Genomic DNA, 19,196 nt, shown 5'->3' with positions numbered 1-19,196 from the left:
ATGGTTCGGGCCGTTTATCCAGGGAGTTTTGATCCCATCACCTATGGGCACCTTGATATCATCAAGCGCATTCAACCATTGTTTTCTGAAGTGGTTGTTTTAGTCGCTCAATCAGAGCAAAAGAGTTATATGTTTGCAGCCGAGGAAAGGGCCGAGCTGATCCGTCAGTGTTTGTCGGGTACTTCTGGGGTAAAGGTTGAAGTCTTTTCTGGTTTAACGGTGGATTATGCCAAGCGCTCTGGAGCTCAGGTGATTGTGCGCGGTCTGCGCGCGGTTTCGGATTATGAGTATGAACTGGCCATGGCCAATATGAATCGTAAGTTGGCACCTGAGATTGAAACCATGATTGTCTTTACACGACCCGAATACAATTACGTTTCCTCTCGCATGGTTAAGGAAGTCGCCGTCAACGGGGGATCCCTTCAGGATCTGGTACCAGGACAGGTGGCGGATGCATTGAAAAAAAGAATTTAATTGAGGACCAAAAACAGATCCTAGAAAGGCCAGGCCCAAAATGTTAGCTGATCGAGTTGCCAGCTTAAAACCATCTCCCACGCTTGCCTTGGCGGCAAAAGCCAAGGAACTAAAGAAACAAGGCCACGACGTGTACTCCCTGACAGTCGGTGAGCCCGACTGGGACACTTTTGAACAAATCAAGGCAGCAGGTATCGAAGCCATAAAATCGGGGCAAACCAAGTACGCTCCAGCAAATGGTTTGCCTGAGTTGCGCCAGGCGATCTGCGAACAGACGATCTTGGATCTGGGTCATCATTACGATGCTGATCAGGTGACGGTGTCTACTGGTGCCAAATTTGTTCTCTATGCTGCCCTTCAGGCCTTGGTGAATCCCGGAGACGAAGTCATAGTGCCCGGTCCTTACTGGGTGAGCTATCCCACTATGGTGGAGTTGGCCGCGGGAAAGCCTGTGCTTGTCAATTGCGGTCCTGAAACAGGATTCAAGCTGACGGCGGAGCTGCTCGAGCGCCACATCACCCCTAAAACCAAATTAATCATCCTCAACTCTCCCAGTAATCCAACGGGCTCCGTTTACACCATGGAGGAATGGAAACAGATCGGAGAGGTTTTAAAAAAACACAAGCAGGTGGTCGTCCTCAGTGATGACATCTACAATCGCCTGATTTTTGATGGCAGCGACGTGGCTCCTCATATCCTTCAAACCACACCAGAGTTGGTGGATCGGACTGTCGTTGTTAACGGAGTGTCTAAGACCTATTCGATGACTGGCTGGAGGTTGGGTTGGGCAGTTGGCCCCAAAGAGGTGATTAAAGCTATGACCAATTTGCAGAGTCAGTCTGTGAGCTGTGCCAGCCCCTTTACCCAAATAGCAGCTCTGGCGGCACTAAAGATGGGCAAGGACGCTCTGGCTCCCTATCTCAAAAAGCTGCAGGTCCGCCGTGATTTTGTCTACGATAGCCTTAGCAAAATGAAAGGCGTGAAAGTCTTAAAACCTCAGGGTGCGTTTTACATCTTCCCTGATTTTCGTGGTGTCTGTGGTCGCGGATTTAAGGGTCATGGCCTTGATGACTGCAGTCAGATTGCCAAAGTGTTGCTTGAGGAAGAGCTTGTGGCCACTGTTCCAGGCTGTGAGTTTGGCGCTCCCGGATTTCTGCGCTTGAGTTTTGCCCTTGATCAGGATGTGTTAGGAAAGGCCCTGATGCGGATCGAGAGCTTTATTGACCGTTTGGATTAGTTAGAGGGTTTTGATTGAGATCGGTATTAGAATAAGAACAACAAGGAGTCTGGTATAATGAAAAAGTCGTGGTTTTTGGTTTTGGCAGGAATGGCAATGGCCCTGGTTTTTACTTCTACGCCCGCATTGGCTCAGGCCAAGGGATATGTTGGAGCCACAGCAGGACTTAGTGTGCCCAACGCGGATGACACATCTTCGCGTTTAGCGTACGGAGTGATTGGCGGAGCCCGCCTGGATGGTGAGCTTGGTTTTGGCGCTTACTTTTTAACGTCTTCAAAAGAGGAAGACGTAAGCGGCAGTAAAGTGGACTTCAACTATGCCCTTTATGGTATCGAGGGATCCTTCCACTTTGAGGGTGTGGCCGACGGCGCTTTTATTGGCTTGCGTGTTGGTACGACAAAACTGGATGTGGGAACAACCTTTTCCAGTAGCCCCACTCACTTTGGCCTTGTCTTTGGCTACGACAAGTTTCTCAACGACAATTTCTCCTTGGGAGTTGAAGGTAGCTGGATGTCGATTGAGTCCTCGAGCGACAGCGGAGTGGAGGCTGAAGGTTTTCAGGCCTTGAACTTCAATATTGCTGCGAAGGCTTGGTTCTGATGTAGGTTAGGTGCCTATCTACTTTTTTGGATGCACGGTAATAGAAAAGGAAGGGTTCAACCCTTCCTTTTTTATTACCGTGCATCCAAAAAAGTAGATAGGCACCTAACCCTCGACCAAGGTCGCCGTAAACAATTGACCAAAAAAGACTGAGCCAAGGTCTTGAAATTCAAAAACTACAATTGAATTGTTACAGAGAGCTGGACTTCTTGCGGGGAGTTCTCTCGTGTCGTGTTGCGGCTAGCCTCGACCTTCATTATTATAGAGGAAGGCGGCTGCCATCTTTCTTCCAGGTGAACTCCACTAAGCGGCCGACGGCATTGATCCAAAGAGGGATCAATTTGAACGAAAGGACGTGGCTGTGAGTTCACTCATGCTTTTGCAAATCGTGGTGAATCTGATTTTGGGACTGGCAATTTATATCTTGTGGTCAAAACTCAAGAAGCCTCCACAAGATGATCCTCGCCTCAGTCGTGGCTTGCAACTTTTGCAGAGCAAGATTGCTGTGCTTGAGGACTTGTCTGACCGTACCGATGTTCAGGTGAAACAGCTGACGGCTCTTCTTGAGCAAAAGACTCGTCAGGTTCAGCAAAAAATTGAGGACGCGCAAAAGCACATGAATCAAGTCGATCACTCCATCGAACGCAGCCGAGAAATGGCCGAGATCTTTCAAGACAAAATTCCCCATGAGGAGATTATTGAGAGACAAAATACCATCAAATACGTGCGCGCTGCTCGTATGGCCCATGAAGGGGCCAGTTTGGCTGAGATCGCCCAAGCGGTGGATCTTCCCATGGGTGAGATTGAGTTCATTGCCAAAGTGAACAAGGACCGCCTGATGTTTGATCAGGATGCTCTTCCGGAGTGGGCACGAATCGAGGAGCCAGTGCCTCAGGTCGAAGAATCAGGTGACGAGAGAATCCTCGAAGACGGAGCTGAGGATTTTGAATATCGCGGCAGTGATCTCTCGGCGGTGTTTGATGTTCCCAAGGAGGAATATGCGTCACTCCAAAAGCTGGGCAATGAATTCCGCGAGGCCTGTCGCAGCTACGAGACTCAGCAGATTGAAGAAGCCCAGGAGTCCGTTGAAGCCAGTAAGCTGATGGAGGCGGCACGCAAGGTGACTGATAAATTGATGAGCAAGGCATCATCCCTTCTTCACGACAAAAGAGACGAGTCGGTTGATAGTTTTATCGAGGAACCATCTCAAGCACAAGTCGCTGAAAAGCGTGATGTGAATTCGCTTATCAAGCCCCACGTACCGGCTGAGATCAGTGAATCCTTTGTCTTGGACTTGGATAAAACGCGGGACGAGGACCAACCTGAAGACGAAGGTCCGGAAATCATTATGCCTGGGGAGCCGAGCTTCAATACCACTTTGGCAAAGAACGAGGAGGTGGGTGGGGTGCCGAGCTTTGACCTGCAAAAGCCCTCAGCAAGTTCGGATGAAGCCCAGACCCGATTTACTATGTTGGAACCAGAAGGCGAGCCGCGGGACAAGAATGGTCTACGTCCTAGAGAGGCAGGGGTGCGTGAGGTGGCTTTTCCCAAAATCAACGTGAATGATTATCTAGGCTAGTCGCCATGAAGTTTTCTCTTCCTCAATTTAATCCCGGGGACGTGGTGGAAGCACAGGTGGTGGAGCTGCAACGGGACGGTTCCATGGTTGTGCGTTTCCAGGGAGATCTAATCCGCGTTCACAACCAAACTGCTAAAAAATTTCGGCTTGGCCAAAGCATTGACCTGGTCGTTACGGCCGTCCGCCCTTATGCATTTCGACTAGCGGAGCCCGGTCGTGGGCGCTTTGATATTTCTATTTAGAGCTTTCACGAATAAAGCGGCTCAGATAATAGCGAACCAGGTAATCCAGGTTGATTAGCTGATCATTATAAGTCCACTTGAGTTCACCAAAGGCGCCCCACGCGGCCTTCAGAAGATCCTCTTTGCCAGAGACTTGCTCAGGTTCTTGTCCAGGCAAAAAGCTGGAGCCAATCAGATTAAAGCGAATTCCAATCAGTCCTGGCTTGCGCAGAGCAAAGATCAGTTTGTAACCATTGCGAAAAAGCATGAAATCCGATTTTGTTTTGGAAATACCGTAGATTTTGACGTTGCCGACCGAGGAGCCCTTGAGTTGATTAAAGGCACTGGCACTCTCCACGAAAGCTGCCTTGAGATCGTTCATAAACTCAATGGTGGCCTGATCCACATCCTTGCCGGGATCGAATCCGGCTGAGAAATCCACCACACCCGACTCTTCCATTTGCTGTTCAGCCAGCACTAAGTCTCGGATCCACTGCAACTTGTCCATGTCTCCCCCGACAGAAAGCAGAGCGCCATAAGATGCGCCACAGCATAATCATTTCCTGCGGGGCGGGAAAAGTCAAGATCGAGGTGCTACCGGCACCCTCATTTTGGTCAAATCCAGACTGAACTACGGGGCTTTCTAATCCTCATCATCCACTTGATTTTCCTTCACTTCAATAAAACTCACTCGATTGGCCAAAACCGCGACCTGGCGGAAAGTCTGGCCATCTGCGTTCTTGTTGGAAATGGAACTCAACATCCCTTCGATGGCGATGCGATCACCTTTGTGCAGGCGGGTCTGACACAGCAAACTTTGGCGTCCGAACACTAGGACCTTATGCCAGTGGGTGTGTAGGCTCCACGGCTGATTTTCTCCTTTGCGTTTAGCCTGGTGGGTGGCCAGGCTCAGGCGGGTATAGGTTTTGCCGTCTTTGGATTCTAGCGATTCGGGGTCTGCCCCAAGGTAGCCAGAGAGAATGACGGTATTGAGACTTTGCATGGATATCCTCCACAAAAATTGGTTTAGTCTGAGTTAAGACAGGTGGTGCAAGGTCGGCACCAATCCAGAATGAGGCTTTTGGCCACAGCGAAATGTTTCATGTCCGTAAACAGGACATGAGCGGGCTTATGGCTGGCGTCAAAGAGTATTTGGCCAAGAACCTGCAACATTTGACTTTTACACGTGATTTCCTAGAATGGGGACTCAACTAGAAGGAGTGTCGTTATGTCTCGCATTGTCGCCTTGATTTTTCTCTCTCTGACTCTTGTTTTCGGTGTTTCTTGTACAAGTAAGCAAAAAAAAGAAGACTCCACCGTAGGTGATGTGAGTGCCGATCCCAGTGTGACCTCACAGGCCATGTCTTTTGATCCCATGGGATCTGACAGTGGAAATATTCAAGGTCTGCAAACCGTCAACTTTGACTATGACCAGGCAACTTTGACTGCATCTGCTCGCAAGATTCTCTCTGGCAATGCTTCATGGATTAAGGAAAACAGCAATCTGACCATTCAAATTGAAGGTCACTGCGACAGCCGCGGTTCAATTGAGTACAACCTCTCCTTGGGGGAGCGTCGTGCCAAGGCGGTTAAAAACTATTTGGTGAGCTTGGGAATTGATGGCAAGCGGATGACCATCATCAGTTATGGAAAAGAAAAGCTTTTGTCACAAGGTGACAGTGAAGCTGATCATGCTCGTAACCGTCGCGCCAACTTTGTACCGCTTCCCCAGTAAGGAAGTGAGGCCCAATTGATGGGGCGAGACATTTCCTTTCGAACACTTCTTCTGATCGTACTCATGATCTTTGGTGGCTGGCGATGTGCCAGCGCACCACCGATTCCAGAATACACCATTGCACGAACGGCACTACAGGCGGCCCAGGATGTTGAGGCAGCCCGCTATGCGTCTGGCTTTTGGCACAAGTCTGAGGAGTATTATCGCAAAGGTGAACAAGCCTATGCGGACAATGATTTTGGAGTGGCCCGCGAGTTTTTCGAGCAGGCGCGAGAATATGCGGAAAAGGCGGAAAATTCCGCACGACTCCGTAAATTTCAATCGGGTGAGGGGTTTCCATGAGAAATTTGTTTCTATCTGGCATAGTCGGTTTGTTCATCCTTGGGTCCTTTTCGGGGTGTCTGCGGACACGGGCTGATCTCAAAGAAGCTGAGTCCAAGAGTGAAATGCAAAACAAGTTGAGCAATCTTCAGCAGTCGGCGGCACGGGATGAGGTGCGCTTTCAGGACTATGATGAGCAATTCCGCTATATGCGAGGTCGCATTGAAACTCTTGAGCAAAGGCTGAACGAGGCTCGTCAGGAGAAGGAACAGGCACTGCAGGAGCGGCAAACAGCCAAAACCCAAAGTGATGAGAGACTAAGGCTCTATGAGGAGGCCTTGCGCAAACTGGAAGGTCAAATTGTATCGCTCTCCCAAGAGTTGGAGCAGGTGAAAAAGGCAAAGGCAGCTCCGGCTCCAGCTTCCAAGAAGGGCAACTTTTCGGCGGCTGAAGATTCATTTGATAAAAAGGACTGGAAAGCTGCCATCGTTGGCTATCAGAAGTACCGCGAGATGAATCCAAAGGGACGCAAGTACGCGTCGGCCACCTATAAAATTGGCGTGTGTTTTCAGGAGCTGGGCATGGGCAATGATGCCAGGGCTTTTTTTGACGAAGTGATTGAAAAATTTCCTAAGTCTTCAGAGGCCAAGCAAGCCAAAACACGCTTGAAATCCGTCAAAAAATAGAGGGAAGGGGTGGTTGACGGGGCCCGAAGCTCGCCTTTTGTATGCCCCTGTGCTATTTCCTGAGAATGGAATTCAATCCAGAAATTGAGCGCATATTAGCTATCGAAACCAGTTGTGATGACACTTCGGCCGCTGTGGTGACCTGGCAGGGTCAGGTGGAGGCCGTGTGTTCAGCCAATCAGGACTTGGTTCATGAACCTTTTGGTGGTGTGGTACCCGAAATTGCCAGTCGCAATCATACATTAAATATTCTTCCTCTAATTGAACAAACTTTGAGTCGATCGGGACGGAATTGGTCTGACATTCACGGTTTGGCAGTGACTTCCCGCCCGGGTCTGGTGGGTTCTTTACTCGTGGGATTGGTGACGGCGAAAACCCTGTCCTTGGCAAAAGGCCTTCCCCTGGTCGCGGTGAATCACCTAGAGGGGCATCTTCTTGCGGGTTTTTTGAAGGACAATGATTTCTCGGCACCTGATGAATTCGGCTTCCCCTATCTGGGGCTGGCGATTTCTGGCGGTCATACCCATTTGTTTCAGGTTGATGAGCTGGGTTCTTACACGATTCTGGGACGCACGGTGGACGATGCTGCTGGTGAGGCCTTTGACAAGTTTGCCAAGATGGCCGGGCTTGGCTTTCCGGGCGGTGTGCAGGTCGATTGGCTGTCCCGTGAAGGGGATGCAAGCAAGTACAGCTTTCCTCGCGCCATGATTCACGAAGAGAATCTAAATTTTAGTTTTTCAGGACTGAAGACCGCAGCACAAAATCAATTGGCTAAAATGTCGGCTGAAGAGAAGAAGTCCGAAATCAGCTCTCTGTGTGCCTCCTACCAAGAAGCCATCGTCGATGTCTTATTGGCTAAACTCACACGAGGAGTGCAGCAGACAGGGATCAAAACCGTGGTATTGACTGGCGGTGTGAGTGCCAACTCCCGTTTGCGCAGTCGGGCGGAAGAGTGGGGTCAGCAGCAGGGCTGTTTAGTGGTGATTCCCCCTCTTCGCTACTGTACTGATAATGCGGCCATGATTGGCTATGCGGGAATCCATCGTTTGCGCAAAGGGGAGAGGGCGGCTGAAGACTTGGGTCCCAGTCCAAGACCCTACCCTGGTGATTTCAAGACCGCGGACTCTCCATGAGTCTCAAAGAGGATATTCAAGACAAGCTAGCCCAATTGGGATCCTCGCCCAAAAGATCCCTGGGACAGAACTTTCTCATTGATGAAAATATCGTGAAAAGAATTGTGGAGGCGGTAAAAGGTTGCCAGCCAAACTCGTTAGTTGAAGTGGGCCCTGGATTGGGTTCATTGACAGAAAGACTGCGAGGATTGGATGTTCCACTTCTATTGATCGAGTTGGACAGGGAGTTTGCGGGACTCTGGCGGGGTGAGGGTCTGGAGTTGCTTGAAGAAGACGCCCTTATGGTGGACTGGAACTCTTTGAATCTCGCTCAGGGGACGACGCTGGTGAGCAACCTTCCCTATCAGATATCTAGCTCTATTGTGATCGACCGCTGTTTGGGGCCATTAGCCATTGAATCCATGGTTTTGATGTTTCAGAAAGAAGTGGCACAGAGAATTATGGCCGGCCCCAAAACCAAGGAGTATGGTCTCCTGAGCGTCGTGGCCCAGTTGTTTTGGCGGGTGAGAGCGGTTTGTGAAGCCGGGCCTCGCTGTTTTTGGCCGGCACCCCAGGTGGCCAGTCGGGTGTTGCTTTTTAATCGGCTTGAGGATGCGCCTAATTGCAGTGGGCAGGCCCTCTTGCGCTTTGTGAAGGCCGCGTTCTCCCACCGTCGCAAGATTTTGTGGAAGAACCTCTCTGGCGAGTACAGTCGCTTTGGTGTAGAAATGGACTTGGCTCTTCGCGTGGGTCAGGACTTAGGTCTTGGGCATCAAGTCAGGGCCGAGGAATTGTCGCCCCGGCAGTTTCGTCTGCTGTTTGAGGAATTGTCCCGGGCTGGAAAAGAGAATCAGCAATGAGTGGTATCAAGTTGATAGCGGACAACCGAAAGGCCCGCTTTGACTTTGAGATTTTTGATACCTATGAGGCTGGAATTGCCCTTATGGGTTCCGAGGTCAAATCCTTGCGCGCGGGGCACTGCACCCTCAAGGACGCCTACGTGTCTTTTCAAAACCACGAGGCCTACCTTCAGAATGCTCATATCCCCATTTACAAGCCGAGCAGCTACAACAACCATGAGCCAGAAAGATTACGCAAACTCCTCCTTCACGATTATGAGCTCAATAAGATTGCCGCGGCCATTCAGGAGAAGGGCCTCACCTGCGTCCCTCTGAAGGTCTATTTTAAAAAAGGCCGAGTCAAAGTTGAGATTGGCTTAGGAAGAGGAAAGAAGAAACACGATAAGCGTGACTCGATCAAGAAGCGCGACGTGAATCGGGAGTTGCAGAAGACGATGCGTCGCTCACGCTAGTCGGTGCAGGGTCAGGCCATGCGTTGGGCAGGTGAAGCTGCATGGCCCTCTCTTCAATCATCTGTTTCCAGGCAATATAGGCATCCCGATTGCTTGAGTCGATACTCAGGGACTTGAGTCGGTCCAAATCCCTTTGTAACATGGTTCGATAGGAGCTGTAGAAGTAATTGTAGGCCTCAATGAGATCTTGGAACTCGTCAGCCTCTCGCACCTTAATTGGATTCAATCGCCAATTCCCTCTGGAGACTTGTTTTAAGTGGTTACGCAGGACCTTGAGTGGACCCACGATCCGGGAGGTCATCTTGAAGCCGATAAAGCCGAAGAAGGCGACGATTGACAGGAATGATCCAACTGAAAATATTCGAATCCAAAACCGTTCCCGCTCCAGGTGTTCAAGAACCTGCGGAGCAGTGTTGAAAGCCAGCTCATAGAAGATGTCATAGTTCTGTTCGAGGAAAAAGAAAATGGGAATAAGGTTTAACAAGGCTCCAACGGTGGCGGCGGCAAGGACCAAGGAGATGTATCGGACCTGAAATTCCCGATCGACAAAAAATGAACCCCGGCGGGCGAAAGTCGCAGGGTGTGTATGTTCCATGCCTTTACCAAGCCACATAGTTCAATTTTATCCTGCATTGTATTTTCCCCAAAGGTCTTCTATCATATCCACATGAACTCACTGCAAAAGTCAGTCGGCAGATTTTTCCCTTTCAATTCCTTAGGAGTGGGCTGTTTTTGCCTCGGCTCCCTTGTCCTGGCCTTCAGTCTGTCGGGTTGTCAGATCGGTAGTAAAGAAGAGGAGGGGCGGCCAGTGTTGGACGAGGAGATTTCTCTCAAGGCCGACCGCTCCCACTTGGACGATCTACGTAAGGACATTCCTGAAGAAAAACGCATCGCAAATGATGAAAAAGCTCTGCTGTTGGAGTTGATGGGACAGCTTAAATACCATCCCAGCAAAGTGCGCTCAAAGTGGGGAGATTTGGTTCGCAAAAAGCGCGGTCAACATCGCGATAACGTCAAAAAGTGGCGGGACGAGTACACTCGCAAGGAGAAAGAGCGTCGCGAGGATTTTTTGGCTAAGATGAAAGGCGAGAGGGAAGATTTTAAAAAGACCAAAGTTGATCGCGAATTGTCTAAGCGCTTTTATGCCGAACAAGACCGTAAGCGGCGCGATTTTTTTGCTAACGAAAGAGATAAACGGAAAGATTTTGAGTCAGAGGTCAAAGCCCAGTCCAAGGAGTTTGACTCCTATATGCGTGAGAGGGACCGGGAGTTCAATGAGCAGCACCGCCAGTACTACAAGCGCTGGTCGGATCAGGAAAAACAAAAGCGCGAAGAGAAGCGCGCCAAGCAAAAATCCCAAACATCTCCAAGCCAGGCTCCCGAAGGAGTCGACCCTCAATTTTTAAAGGATTTTGAGGAAATGGGGAATGTACCCGGAACCAAATTGGCTCCGGGTAAAACTGAGGACAAATAGTTCTCAGTCCTCTTCCCCAGTCTGCTTGGGTTTTTTGGGATTGGGATTGGCGGTGAACTTAATCTTCATCACAATTGGAAGGTGATCAGAGTACCCGGCATCTTTTGGGCTGTCGGCCATGGGATTGGCGCGAAAGGGAACCTGCATCGAGGTGGCGTAAAAATCGGATGACCGGCCAGAGAAGGACTTGGAGCGGGTGAGTTCGGCAGGGCCAACAATGCGAAAGCTGTCGTACACGACGTGCATCCCAGACTCATCAGTCAGGTTCTGGCTAACGGCAAAACGATCCAATCGGCGCCAGGAGTCTATGCCATTGATCCAATAAGAGCCGGGAGGCATCTGGTAGCGGTAAGGACTCCTGCGCACCTCTGAGTAGTCCTGAACATCCACCAGAGCATTCTGCCAATAGGGGTTGGTGATGACGTGGTGAAAGGCGTTCGGTGTCTCGACTTGGGTGAGGTTAAAGTCACCCAGGGCGATCACTTTATAATTGTCTTTGCCGACCTTGGTGGTTTGCGTGTCGATAGCCCGAGCCAACACCCGTGCTGCTTCCACCCTTTTGATGGGCGAAATCATTTGCGCCGGCCAGTGATTGACGTAAACGCCTATGACATCAAGTATGCGTCCCGTGCGTGGGCGAAAGTGAACGCGCAGGATGTTGCGACCAGGATAGTTTAGGGCGGCTGTGGCGTCGATCTCTTCGTGTTCGATGTATTCAATTTTGTCATCGTTATAGAGAAGAGCGACGTCAATTCCTCTGCCGTCGGGGCTATCCGTGATCAAAAAGTGTTTGTATCCCAGCTCCTGAGCCAGCATGCGGGTGATGTTGGCATTTTCAATTTCCTCGACAGCAAGAATGTCGGGGAGGGGGCCCTGAAAGGAAATAGCATGTTTGATCTGTCCAAGTTTCAGTTTAATCCGATCCGGTGTCCAATCCACCTGCTCACAGGCTTCGCGGTAGTAGGGATTGCGCATTTTTGCGCATTCCTTTTTAAGGGGGTGATTGATGGGAAGGAAAGTCCAATCCGACTTGCCCTCATCGTGAACGTTGTCGAACAAGTTGAGAACGTTATAAGTCATGATCTTGATTTCGTCCCGGTCGGTGGTGAGGTAAAAAGGATTGTTCCCCGCCCCCCATGCGCTGGCTCCCATAAGAAGAGCTAATAGTGATAAGGCCGCTCGACCCAGTATTCCCTGACGATGCTGTCCGTGGACGTCCATTTCCCACTCCCTGTTGTAGTTTCCCTAAATCTAGTAATTAAATTTACTGGGAGTCCAATATATTGTGTCCAGCTCACCAAATTCTGACTGGCGGCATAGGCCTGCGTCAGGGGTTTGCTTAAAATATGGGCGGCATTTTTGAGGGGCGCTTAAAGCTTAAGCATTCTTCTTATGTGACTTTGGGCGTTCCTTTTTGACTTTGCGATCGAATATCTTCTTCAGGTCCCGGGGATCTAGAAGGACATGATCCCCGCGCTTGAGATTGGCCAATCGCAACTGACCGATGGCGATGCGTTGGAGCTTCTTCACACCGAAACCAATCTTTTCGAACATCTTGCGCACCTGACGATTCTTGCCTTCGGTGATCACAATGCGGATCCAGTCGTACTGATCGGTACCTTTACCGCGCAATCGGGTGGCTTCCAGGGCTTTCACCCTTCCCCCAATGATCGTCACCCCAGTGGTGAGCTTGCGCAATTGCTCATTGGAAGGTTTTCCATCCACCTTGGCCAAATAAACTTTGGGAATTTCCTGGCTGGGGTGGTTCACCTTCTGTGCGAATTCTCCGTCGTTGGTCAAAAGCAGCAGGCCTTCCGTGTCCCAGTCTAGCCGACCAACTGGGAAAACCCGAACAGGCATACGGCGAAAAAAATCAGCCACCGTGGGACGCCCCTGTGGGTCTTCCATTGATGTTAAAACGTGCTTGGGCTTGTGAAACATGATGTAGACCTTCTGGAGTTCAGGTCTGACTGGTTTTCCACTCACCGTGATTTTGTCTCTTTCGGGATCAATGCGAACGCCAAGCTCGTAGACCACCTTGCCATTAACTTTGACCGAACCCTCGTCAATAAGCTCGTCGGCCCTTCGCCGACTGGCGATTCCACAGGAGGCCAGGTATTTATTGAGGCGAACTAAGTGAGAGGACGAAGGCTTGGACATGGTTCTTCTGGCTTCCCTTGGAGAGAGGGGCGTTGCGGCCTCCCGTCGGTTATTCGGTATTCCAAATTGGTTACCAGAAGTGTCAGCAGCTTGTCATTGGGAAAAATATTCTTCAGGGCCAGCTGGCCCTTCTGGAGAGCCGTCTCTGCCAGACGAGTGGCCTCGGGGTGAGGGCTGGCTGCCATGGCATTGGCCTTTTCAAGCAGGGCCACCAACTCCTGATAGAGGGGATCTGACTTGAGGTCGATAAAATGACGTTCGAGTCGCTTGAGGGCGTAGTAGAGTTCGGGGTACTGGCTCATCACTTTGCCCATAAAGGCATCGGCCTTTTGAAAGGTGTAGCCCTTAAACAGGAGTCCGTGACAGGCACCATCGTCCATTTGAAACCGGGCCCAGGTCAGATGGGAGGTCTGCAACAGCTGAGTCTGTCCCGGCACCAATTCCAGTGCTGAGTTGTAATGCAAGCGAGTGAGTGGAGACAGTGGCTTTAATCGACTGCCATCAACCTTTACTCGGTTAGAATAAACACACACGTCTAACCCACCATTATCTAGAACATGAATCTGTAGGATTTGGGTTGGACTTAGAGCAAGATACTTCCGCTTGCTCTCCTCCATTTTGCCGGGGCCGTGGTCGCGCAGGACCTGATAAAAATCCTGCCCTTGTTGGAGCTCCAAGGTTTGCCAGGTATTGGCATGGCGAATGTCATTCAGTTCAAATCCCAGGGGATGATTATGAGCAAAGGTGATCAGGTCATTTTGGACAGTCTCTGCCAGCTCCTTTTGGGAGTTCTGCCAATAGGGAATTTGTAGGGCATGGTCGTAAAACTGCTCAATCATTTTTGGTTGCAGATCGAGCTGCAAATCCAGGAAGTTCTTTACCCAATGGTAAAAGGACAGGCGCGCCACAGAGTTCTGTGGATTCAATTTTAAGAGAAATTGTGCTAATTGAGTGACAGAGGCCATAAGAGAACGATAAATTTGGTTCAACGCATGAGTCCAGAGAAAAGTGGCTCAAAACGGGGGAGAGGGATGTCGCGAGAGTTAAATAGGGAGCTTTTTCCCGATTTGCAGCCTCAAAACAAATCTGCGGCCCTCCCTCACCAGGAGCGGGAAGCCAGAATCGAGTCCTTGGCCCCCGTGCTCAAGGAAGATTGGCAAATTCTGGTCGCCAAAATCGATATTCTAAAAAAGCGCATCCAGGAAGTCGAAACCCGGCAGGAGAATTTTGAGAGTCGTGTCAGTGAGTGGACGGCAGCAGTGAAATCCCGGTTTGAGCGCTTCAATAGTGCTGGCTCCAGAATGGAGCAGTTTTTGAAAAACGTCATTCACGAAGTGAATGAGAAGTTCGCCAACCTAAGTAGTCGGGTGGCTGAGCGGCGTCTTCAGGAGACTAAGATTGAAGAGATGATGGACCGACACAATCAGGTGCTCCAGGGATATGAGTCCCGGCTCAGTCAGATTCAAAAGTTGGTTCACGAACAAGAGATCCAATTGATGGGGGCCAAGGCCTCTTTGGAAGACGCCCGTCGAGAAATTGCCCGTCTTAAGCGCCTTTAAAGTGGCCAGTTTTTGCACTTAAATCTAGTAAATCAGATAGATCCATATCGCTCTTAGGCTAGATTCCCTTTCATTTTGCAGGACCGCTATTAACTCCTTGCGGCGAGTCCCATATAATGGGGGTGGTGACGACTGTTCGACGAATGCCCCTTCGGGGCTAAAGAGGGAACCGAGTGTACGGGATTTCGAAATGGGTCCTTACAGTGTTGTTTTCGATGCTCACGGCAGGGGTTGTTGCTCAGTCAGGTAATCAAGGCGGCGGCTATGTCGGTATCGTTTATGGCCTCAGTGTCCCTGATATTGCCAATACCAAAACTCATCAGCTTTATGGAGTAAAAGGTGGGAGCCAGATTTCGGACTCCTATGGTTTTGGCGGCTACCACATGGTTTCATCGGAAGAAACCGGTCGCAATAATGGCGACTTTAGCTTCAGCCTTACTGGTTTGGAGTTTCGTAGTTTCCTCACAGGTGGAGACAAAAAGGTTTACGTGGGAGTCCGTGCCGGAGTTTCCAAATTTAATACAGTTGAAAATAGCACCGATGTGATCTTTTCCCCGTACCACTACGGAATTGTTTCTGGATATGATTTTAAACTCTTCTCCTTGCTCAACGTTGGCATCGAAGGGAGCTTCATGGCCATGCAGCGGTCATTGACCACAGCAGGCTCAACGGAAGTGGAGCTGAAACCCTTCCATCTAATGAGCTTTTTGGGCGTCATCAACTTGGCTTTCTAGGGGTACCGCTAGAAGACTTGCTTCATTCGCTTGAGAAACTCAGGGCCCGATTCAAACCCAGTCAGTGTCAAATCCGTGCGCCATGTTTTGCCATCGTGAAAGACGATGGTGGGGAGGCCAAGGATATTGAATTTTTCCTTGAGGACATCAAACTCAGGAGTCATTTTGGTGGCATCAAAGCGCATAAGCACAAACTTTTTGCCTTCTTCCATTACGTCCTTGTCCATGAAGGTGATGGACTCCAACTCTTTGCAGGCGGCGCACCAGTCGGCATAGAAATCAACAATGACGGGCTTGCCGTCCATATGTGCTTGTTGAAGTGTTTCATCTGAAAAGGGCAACCATCCCCCTTGTTCATGAAGGGCCCGGGTTTCATCTGGATTGAGGCCGTCGAAATATTGGGGAAAGCCAGCGCGAACCAAAAACACCCCGCCGACGAGAATCCCGGCTATCATGGCTCCTTGAATGAGGCTTTTGGTCAGGGTGAGCTTTTTGATCGGAGAAAAGGCGCCGTGAAAGGCACAAACGGCCACCAAGGCAATGCCCAACAGGCCATCAAACACGCGGTCGCCAACGACGGGATGGACATAAAATAGGGCTAAGGCCACCATCGCTGTTCCAAAAATGAACTTGGTGAAATTCATCCAAGGACCAGCTTTGGGTATTTTCTGAATCAACTGGGAAGAAAAGCCTAAAACCAAAAACAACTGGCCCATTCCCAGAGCAAAGGTAAACAGGAGGGCAAAACCCATCAGCGGGTCTTGGCTCTGGGCAACAAAGGCTAAGACGCCAATGAGCACAGGTCCAACACAGGGGCTGGCCACAATTCCTGCAATCAGTCCCGACAGCAAAGCGCCAATGTACCGACTCTTCGACTGGTGGGTTCCCAGTCGGTTGCGAACAAAGGCGGGAGCTTGAATCTCGAACAGTCCATACATACTGAGCGCCATCAGCAAAAACAATAGAGCAAATCCCATGGCCACCAAGGGGTGGCCAAGTAAGGAGCCAAACAGGGATCCCGTCAGGGCAGCGACAACTCCAAGAGTGGAGTAGGTTAAGGCAATGCCCAAGACGTAGAAAATGGATACCCGAAAGTTTTGCCAGCGGCTGTGATGCGTTCCTGTTGCTCCAATCACAGCTAAAGTGATGGGGATCATGGGAAAAATACAGGGGGTAAAGCAGGTCAAGACGCCGCCAAGAAACACCATCAAAAATACAAACAACCAACCCTTGCTCTTTGCTTGCGCGAGAAGACTGTCGTCCTGTGAAGATGTGGTTCCGCCAATAGCGGCATCGCCCTTGGCAACGGTAAACGACAGGGGCACGGGTAGGCGCTTAGGGAGAAGACAGTATTCTTTGGTGCAGGCCTGATAGGTGATTTCGAGAATTCCGTCTACCGGACCGACTGGAAATCCAGGAGGAACATTGAGAACTGTGTGAATCTGGGATATCCCTTTAACCCCTTGCTTCATCTTTTTAGTAAACACGTCTTCGAACTCCACCACCGGGGTGATGTTGAATTTGCTGATTTGCAGGCCTTCTGGGTTGGTTATCTGAACTTTGAATTTATCCAAGTAAGCGTGGAACTCAGGCGCCAACTCCATATCAATGCGCAGAGCACTATTCGCCCCCTGGGGCAGAGGATCGATGGCAAGAAAGGAAGTTGCCTTTAGAGGCTTGTTATTAATCAGCCCATCTTGCTGGGCTTCGCCCAATCCAGCAGTAAGAATCGCCAGCAGAGCCACCAGGCTCAAAAACACAGGCGTTACATAAGATTTAAATGGCTGATCCGCCAAAGGGTCCACTCCACTCATAGAAACTAATACGTCGCAGAAGCGAAAAAGTTAACGGACTAAAGTTTTATTATACCTGAGTCACGGGACCATGGTCGAGGAAAAGGTCTGCTGCTTAGGCTATGGAAACGCATTGCGCCCTGGACGAAGGCCTGAAATCCAGCAGTTTCGGGGGGTTGGCCCTCAATACGGGCCGTGAGTGCGCCGACATATAGTGGAGAGGAAGTGCTATGGGATTTGTTGGAGCAATCGTCGTGGTAGTGTGCGTGTTCGGTGGCTTTCTAGCGGCCGGCGGACATCTTCATGTGATTTGGCAGCCCTTCGAGGTGGTCATCATTTTCGGTGCTGCTCTTGGTGGATTCCTCATCGCCAACCCTATAGGCACCGTCAAAATGGCAATTTCCAAATCCATCCATGCCTTGACGGGCAAGCCACCCAGCAAAAAGGAGTATCTTGAGCTTCTGCAGATGATGTTTCAACTCTTTCAGATCTTCCGTAAGGATGGTCCTCAAGCGGTGGAAAAACACATTGAGGAACCCAATAGCAGTGAGATCTTTAAAGCCTATCCGGGATTTTTGAAGAACCACCATGCGGTAGATTTTCTCTGCGACACCATGAAGATCACGCTGTCTGCAGACCTCACCCAGTATGACGTGGATGATCTTTTGGATCAGGACATCAAAGTGGCTCACACAGAAGAACACGCGGCGGCCCATGCCGTTCAGAGTGTTGCCGATGCTCTGCCGGGACTAGGAATTGTGGCCGCGGTTTTAGGAATTGTACACACTATGGATTATCTGGACCAGGGAGTACAAACCATCGGTGGCTTGGTTGCTGCCGCACTTGTGGGAACGTTCCTGGGGGTTTTGTTTTGTTATGGATTCTTTGGTCCGATGTCTACCAAAATGGGCAACGACATCGAGGCTGAGGGACGTTATTTATCGGTGATTAAGGCTGCCCTGGTGGCTCTGCAGAGGGGTGCTCCACCTCTTGTTTGTGTGGAGTTCGCACGGAGAAGTGTTTTTCCGACAGAGCGCCCAAGCTTCGATGAGATGGATGCTGCGACCAAAGAAGGAAAGAAAGCTGCCTAATTGAATGGGTAAATGGACTAAGGAGTCAGTACCGTGGCTGAAAAACAGCCCATAGTGGTAATCAAAAAGATTAACGTGCAAGCCGCAGGAGCACATGGTGGTTCCTGGAAGGTGGCCTTTGCCGACTTTATGACTTCTATGATGGCCTTTTTTCTTGTGATGTGGCTAATCAGTCAATCTGAGCAGGTGAAAAAGAATATTGCAGACTATTTCTCCACCCCTAGTATCATTGAGTACAACTTCTCCAACTATGGAGTTGAGTTGACTCTGGAAAAGTTGTTCCTCGACCTCATCAATGAGCCACTCAAATTCTTTCAGGCCTTTGTTACACCTACGGATTTTACCCCCAACATTATGGGAATGGGATCAAAGAAAATCGTTCTTCACCACATTGCCGACCAGCTTGGAGACATTGCGCAAAATGTGGAAGTCAATGCCGACGAAGTATTTTTTGAGATTCCCGCCGACCAATTGTTTGGCTATGGCACGGCTGAGCCCCAAGCTCATTTTGTAGACGTAATGGAGAAATTGAAGGCAATCACCTCGGGACTTGAAGACTCAAATGTCTTTGTTGATTCCACCATCTTTGACCAAACCGTTCGCACCAAGGACAAAGGGGATGCTCGTCGAGTGGCCGAACAGAGATTAGACTTGGTTTCCCAAAAAATTCAGTCATCCTTGGAACACGGATCGGTGGATGTGTTTGGGAAATCCCAGGTCAAGGTCGCCGGTACGCTTGCGCCTGGGCAGAAGGTTGACAATGGAGTGATTCGTTTTAAGGTCAAGCAAAAGGACTTCACCAAAGACGGGCGAAAGCCGCGGCAATTGGATGATGTTTTCGGCAAATCTGATACCGACAAGTCGCCCTACGACAACTTTGTCAATCAGCTGACGGATCGGAAGAAGGGCGATAAGTTCGATACTAATGATCCGCGGGCGCGGTGGCGTGCAAGGCGCAACAAATAATCTGAACAATCTTTGATTTGTTTTTAGAGTCCACGGAGTGGCTTCCCTATGAACTCAGACGCGGGCTCCTGCCCTCGCCGACATCACGGACTTCGTCCGTGAACGCGTCCCGCTTGTCGGAGGTCTTCTTTCATAGGAAAGC

Annotated in this window: 23 protein-coding genes; 16 read left to right on the top strand and 7 right to left on the bottom strand. The window is 50.1% G+C overall.

The window, feature by feature from the left end:
* The 5 genes from coaD to H6624_10815 all read left to right on the top strand — a co-directional run bounded on the left by coaD (window position 1) and on the right by H6624_10815 (window position 4,132).
* The gene (gene coaD, locus H6624_10835) at window positions 1-474 is read left to right on the top strand and encodes a pantetheine-phosphate adenylyltransferase (GenBank protein MCB9084832.1); all 474 of its coding nucleotides are present in this window, start codon (window positions 1-3) and stop codon (window positions 472-474) included.
* 40 nt (window positions 475-514) lie between these two features.
* Window positions 515-1,711: a pyridoxal phosphate-dependent aminotransferase gene (locus H6624_10830; protein ID MCB9084831.1), complete on the top strand. Its 1,197-nt coding sequence runs from the start codon at window positions 515-517 to the stop codon at window positions 1,709-1,711.
* 57 nt (window positions 1,712-1,768) lie between these two features.
* Window positions 1,769-2,311: an outer membrane beta-barrel protein gene (locus tag H6624_10825; protein ID MCB9084830.1), complete on the top strand. Its 543-nt coding sequence runs from the start codon at window positions 1,769-1,771 to the stop codon at window positions 2,309-2,311.
* Between the two features lie 361 nt (window positions 2,312-2,672).
* Window positions 2,673-3,890 (top strand): DUF2802 domain-containing protein, encoded by a 1,218-nt coding sequence (locus H6624_10820; protein MCB9084829.1) that lies wholly within the window; start codon window positions 2,673-2,675, stop codon window positions 3,888-3,890.
* 5 nt (window positions 3,891-3,895) lie between these two features.
* On the top strand, window positions 3,896-4,132 hold the full coding sequence (locus tag H6624_10815) for a hypothetical protein (protein MCB9084828.1): 237 nt from the start codon (window positions 3,896-3,898) through the stop codon (window positions 4,130-4,132).
* Here the strand turns inward: H6624_10815 and H6624_10810 are convergent.
* The gene (locus H6624_10810) at window positions 4,125-4,619 is read right to left on the bottom strand and encodes a hypothetical protein (protein MCB9084827.1); all 495 of its coding nucleotides are present in this window, start codon (window positions 4,617-4,619) and stop codon (window positions 4,125-4,127) included. The genes H6624_10815 and H6624_10810 overlap by 8 nt on opposite strands.
* A 135-nt stretch (window positions 4,620-4,754) precedes the next feature.
* Window positions 4,755-5,114 carry a single-stranded DNA-binding protein gene (locus tag H6624_10805; protein ID MCB9084826.1) on the bottom strand — a complete coding sequence of 120 codons (360 nt, stop codon included), beginning with the start codon at window positions 5,112-5,114 and terminating at the stop codon, window positions 4,755-4,757.
* A gap of 225 nt (window positions 5,115-5,339) precedes the next feature.
* Between H6624_10805 and H6624_10800 the strand changes: the two genes are divergently transcribed.
* From H6624_10800 to smpB, 6 genes are all read left to right on the top strand, one after another.
* Window positions 5,340-5,846, top strand: a complete 507-nt coding sequence (locus tag H6624_10800) for an OmpA family protein (GenBank protein ID MCB9084825.1) — start codon at window positions 5,340-5,342, stop codon at window positions 5,844-5,846.
* Window positions 5,847-5,909: 63 nt separating this feature from the next.
* Window positions 5,910-6,188, top strand: a complete 279-nt coding sequence (locus tag H6624_10795; protein ID MCB9084824.1) for a DUF4398 domain-containing protein — start codon at window positions 5,910-5,912, stop codon at window positions 6,186-6,188.
* Window positions 6,185-6,853: a tetratricopeptide repeat protein gene (locus H6624_10790; GenBank protein MCB9084823.1), complete on the top strand. Its 669-nt coding sequence runs from the start codon at window positions 6,185-6,187 to the stop codon at window positions 6,851-6,853. The genes H6624_10795 and H6624_10790 overlap by 4 nt, the downstream gene beginning before the upstream one ends.
* Before the next feature lie 83 nt (window positions 6,854-6,936).
* Complete coding sequence (tsaD, locus tag H6624_10785; protein MCB9084822.1) at window positions 6,937-7,986, top strand: tRNA (adenosine(37)-N6)-threonylcarbamoyltransferase complex transferase subunit TsaD; 1,050 nt, start codon at window positions 6,937-6,939, stop codon at window positions 7,984-7,986.
* Entirely contained in the window at window positions 7,983-8,825 is an 843-nt protein-coding gene (rsmA, locus tag H6624_10780; GenBank protein ID MCB9084821.1) for a ribosomal RNA small subunit methyltransferase A, read from the top strand. The genes tsaD and rsmA overlap by 4 nt, the downstream gene beginning before the upstream one ends.
* Window positions 8,822-9,277 carry an SsrA-binding protein SmpB gene (smpB, locus tag H6624_10775; protein MCB9084820.1) on the top strand — a complete coding sequence of 152 codons (456 nt, stop codon included), beginning with the start codon at window positions 8,822-8,824 and terminating at the stop codon, window positions 9,275-9,277. The genes rsmA and smpB overlap by 4 nt, the downstream gene beginning before the upstream one ends.
* On the opposite strand, the gene H6624_10770 is transcribed toward smpB, so the two are convergent.
* The gene (locus H6624_10770) at window positions 9,222-9,872 is read right to left on the bottom strand and encodes a hypothetical protein (protein ID MCB9084819.1); all 651 of its coding nucleotides are present in this window, start codon (window positions 9,870-9,872) and stop codon (window positions 9,222-9,224) included. The two genes, smpB and H6624_10770, sit on opposite strands and share 56 nt — an antisense overlap.
* A gap of 213 nt (window positions 9,873-10,085) precedes the next feature.
* Between H6624_10770 and H6624_10765 the strand changes: the two genes are divergently transcribed.
* A complete protein-coding gene (locus tag H6624_10765; protein MCB9084818.1) occupies window positions 10,086-10,751 on the top strand; it encodes a hypothetical protein in 666 nt (221 codons plus the stop codon).
* Window positions 10,752-10,754: 3 nt separating this feature from the next.
* Here H6624_10765 and H6624_10760 read toward each other — a convergent pair whose 3' ends face one another.
* From H6624_10760 to H6624_10750, 3 genes are all read right to left on the bottom strand, one after another.
* Window positions 10,755-11,972: a hypothetical protein gene (locus H6624_10760; protein ID MCB9084817.1), complete on the bottom strand. Its 1,218-nt coding sequence runs from the start codon at window positions 11,970-11,972 to the stop codon at window positions 10,755-10,757.
* 156 nt (window positions 11,973-12,128) lie between these two features.
* Window positions 12,129-12,911, bottom strand: coding sequence for an rRNA pseudouridine synthase (locus H6624_10755; protein MCB9084816.1), 783 nt, complete (start codon window positions 12,909-12,911; stop codon window positions 12,129-12,131).
* Entirely contained in the window at window positions 12,884-13,819 is a 936-nt protein-coding gene (locus H6624_10750) for a hypothetical protein (GenBank protein ID MCB9084815.1), read from the bottom strand. The genes H6624_10755 and H6624_10750 overlap by 28 nt, the downstream gene beginning before the upstream one ends.
* A 123-nt stretch (window positions 13,820-13,942) precedes the next feature.
* On the opposite strand from H6624_10750, the gene H6624_10745 reads away from it, so the two are divergent.
* Together H6624_10745 and H6624_10740 are read left to right on the top strand one after the other, a co-directional pair.
* Complete coding sequence (locus tag H6624_10745) at window positions 13,943-14,470, top strand: hypothetical protein (protein ID MCB9084814.1); 528 nt, start codon at window positions 13,943-13,945, stop codon at window positions 14,468-14,470.
* A 173-nt stretch (window positions 14,471-14,643) separates the two neighbouring features.
* On the top strand, window positions 14,644-15,204 hold the full coding sequence (locus tag H6624_10740) for a hypothetical protein (protein ID MCB9084813.1): 561 nt from the start codon (window positions 14,644-14,646) through the stop codon (window positions 15,202-15,204).
* An 8-nt stretch (window positions 15,205-15,212) separates the two neighbouring features.
* Here H6624_10740 and dsbD read toward each other — a convergent pair whose 3' ends face one another.
* Window positions 15,213-17,018 (bottom strand): protein-disulfide reductase DsbD, encoded by a 1,806-nt coding sequence (dsbD, locus tag H6624_10735; protein ID MCB9084812.1) that lies wholly within the window; start codon window positions 17,016-17,018, stop codon window positions 15,213-15,215.
* 209 nt (window positions 17,019-17,227) lie between these two features.
* Between dsbD and motA the strand changes: the two genes are divergently transcribed.
* Both motA and H6624_10725 read left to right on the top strand, forming a co-directional pair.
* A complete protein-coding gene (gene motA / locus H6624_10730) occupies window positions 17,228-18,088 on the top strand; it encodes a flagellar motor stator protein MotA (protein MCB9084811.1) in 861 nt (286 codons plus the stop codon).
* Window positions 18,089-18,121: 33 nt separating this feature from the next.
* Complete coding sequence (locus tag H6624_10725; protein ID MCB9084810.1) at window positions 18,122-19,054, top strand: chemotaxis protein MotB; 933 nt, start codon at window positions 18,122-18,124, stop codon at window positions 19,052-19,054.
* Window positions 19,055-19,196 lie beyond the last annotated feature (142 nt).

The sequence above is a fragment of the Pseudobdellovibrionaceae bacterium genome (assembly GCA_020635075.1).
Lineage (GTDB): Bacteria > Bdellovibrionota > Bdellovibrionia > Bdellovibrionales > UBA1609 > JADZEO01.
The sequence above is the reverse complement of the archived record's forward strand: the minus strand, read 5'-3'. Positions and strand labels throughout refer to the sequence as shown.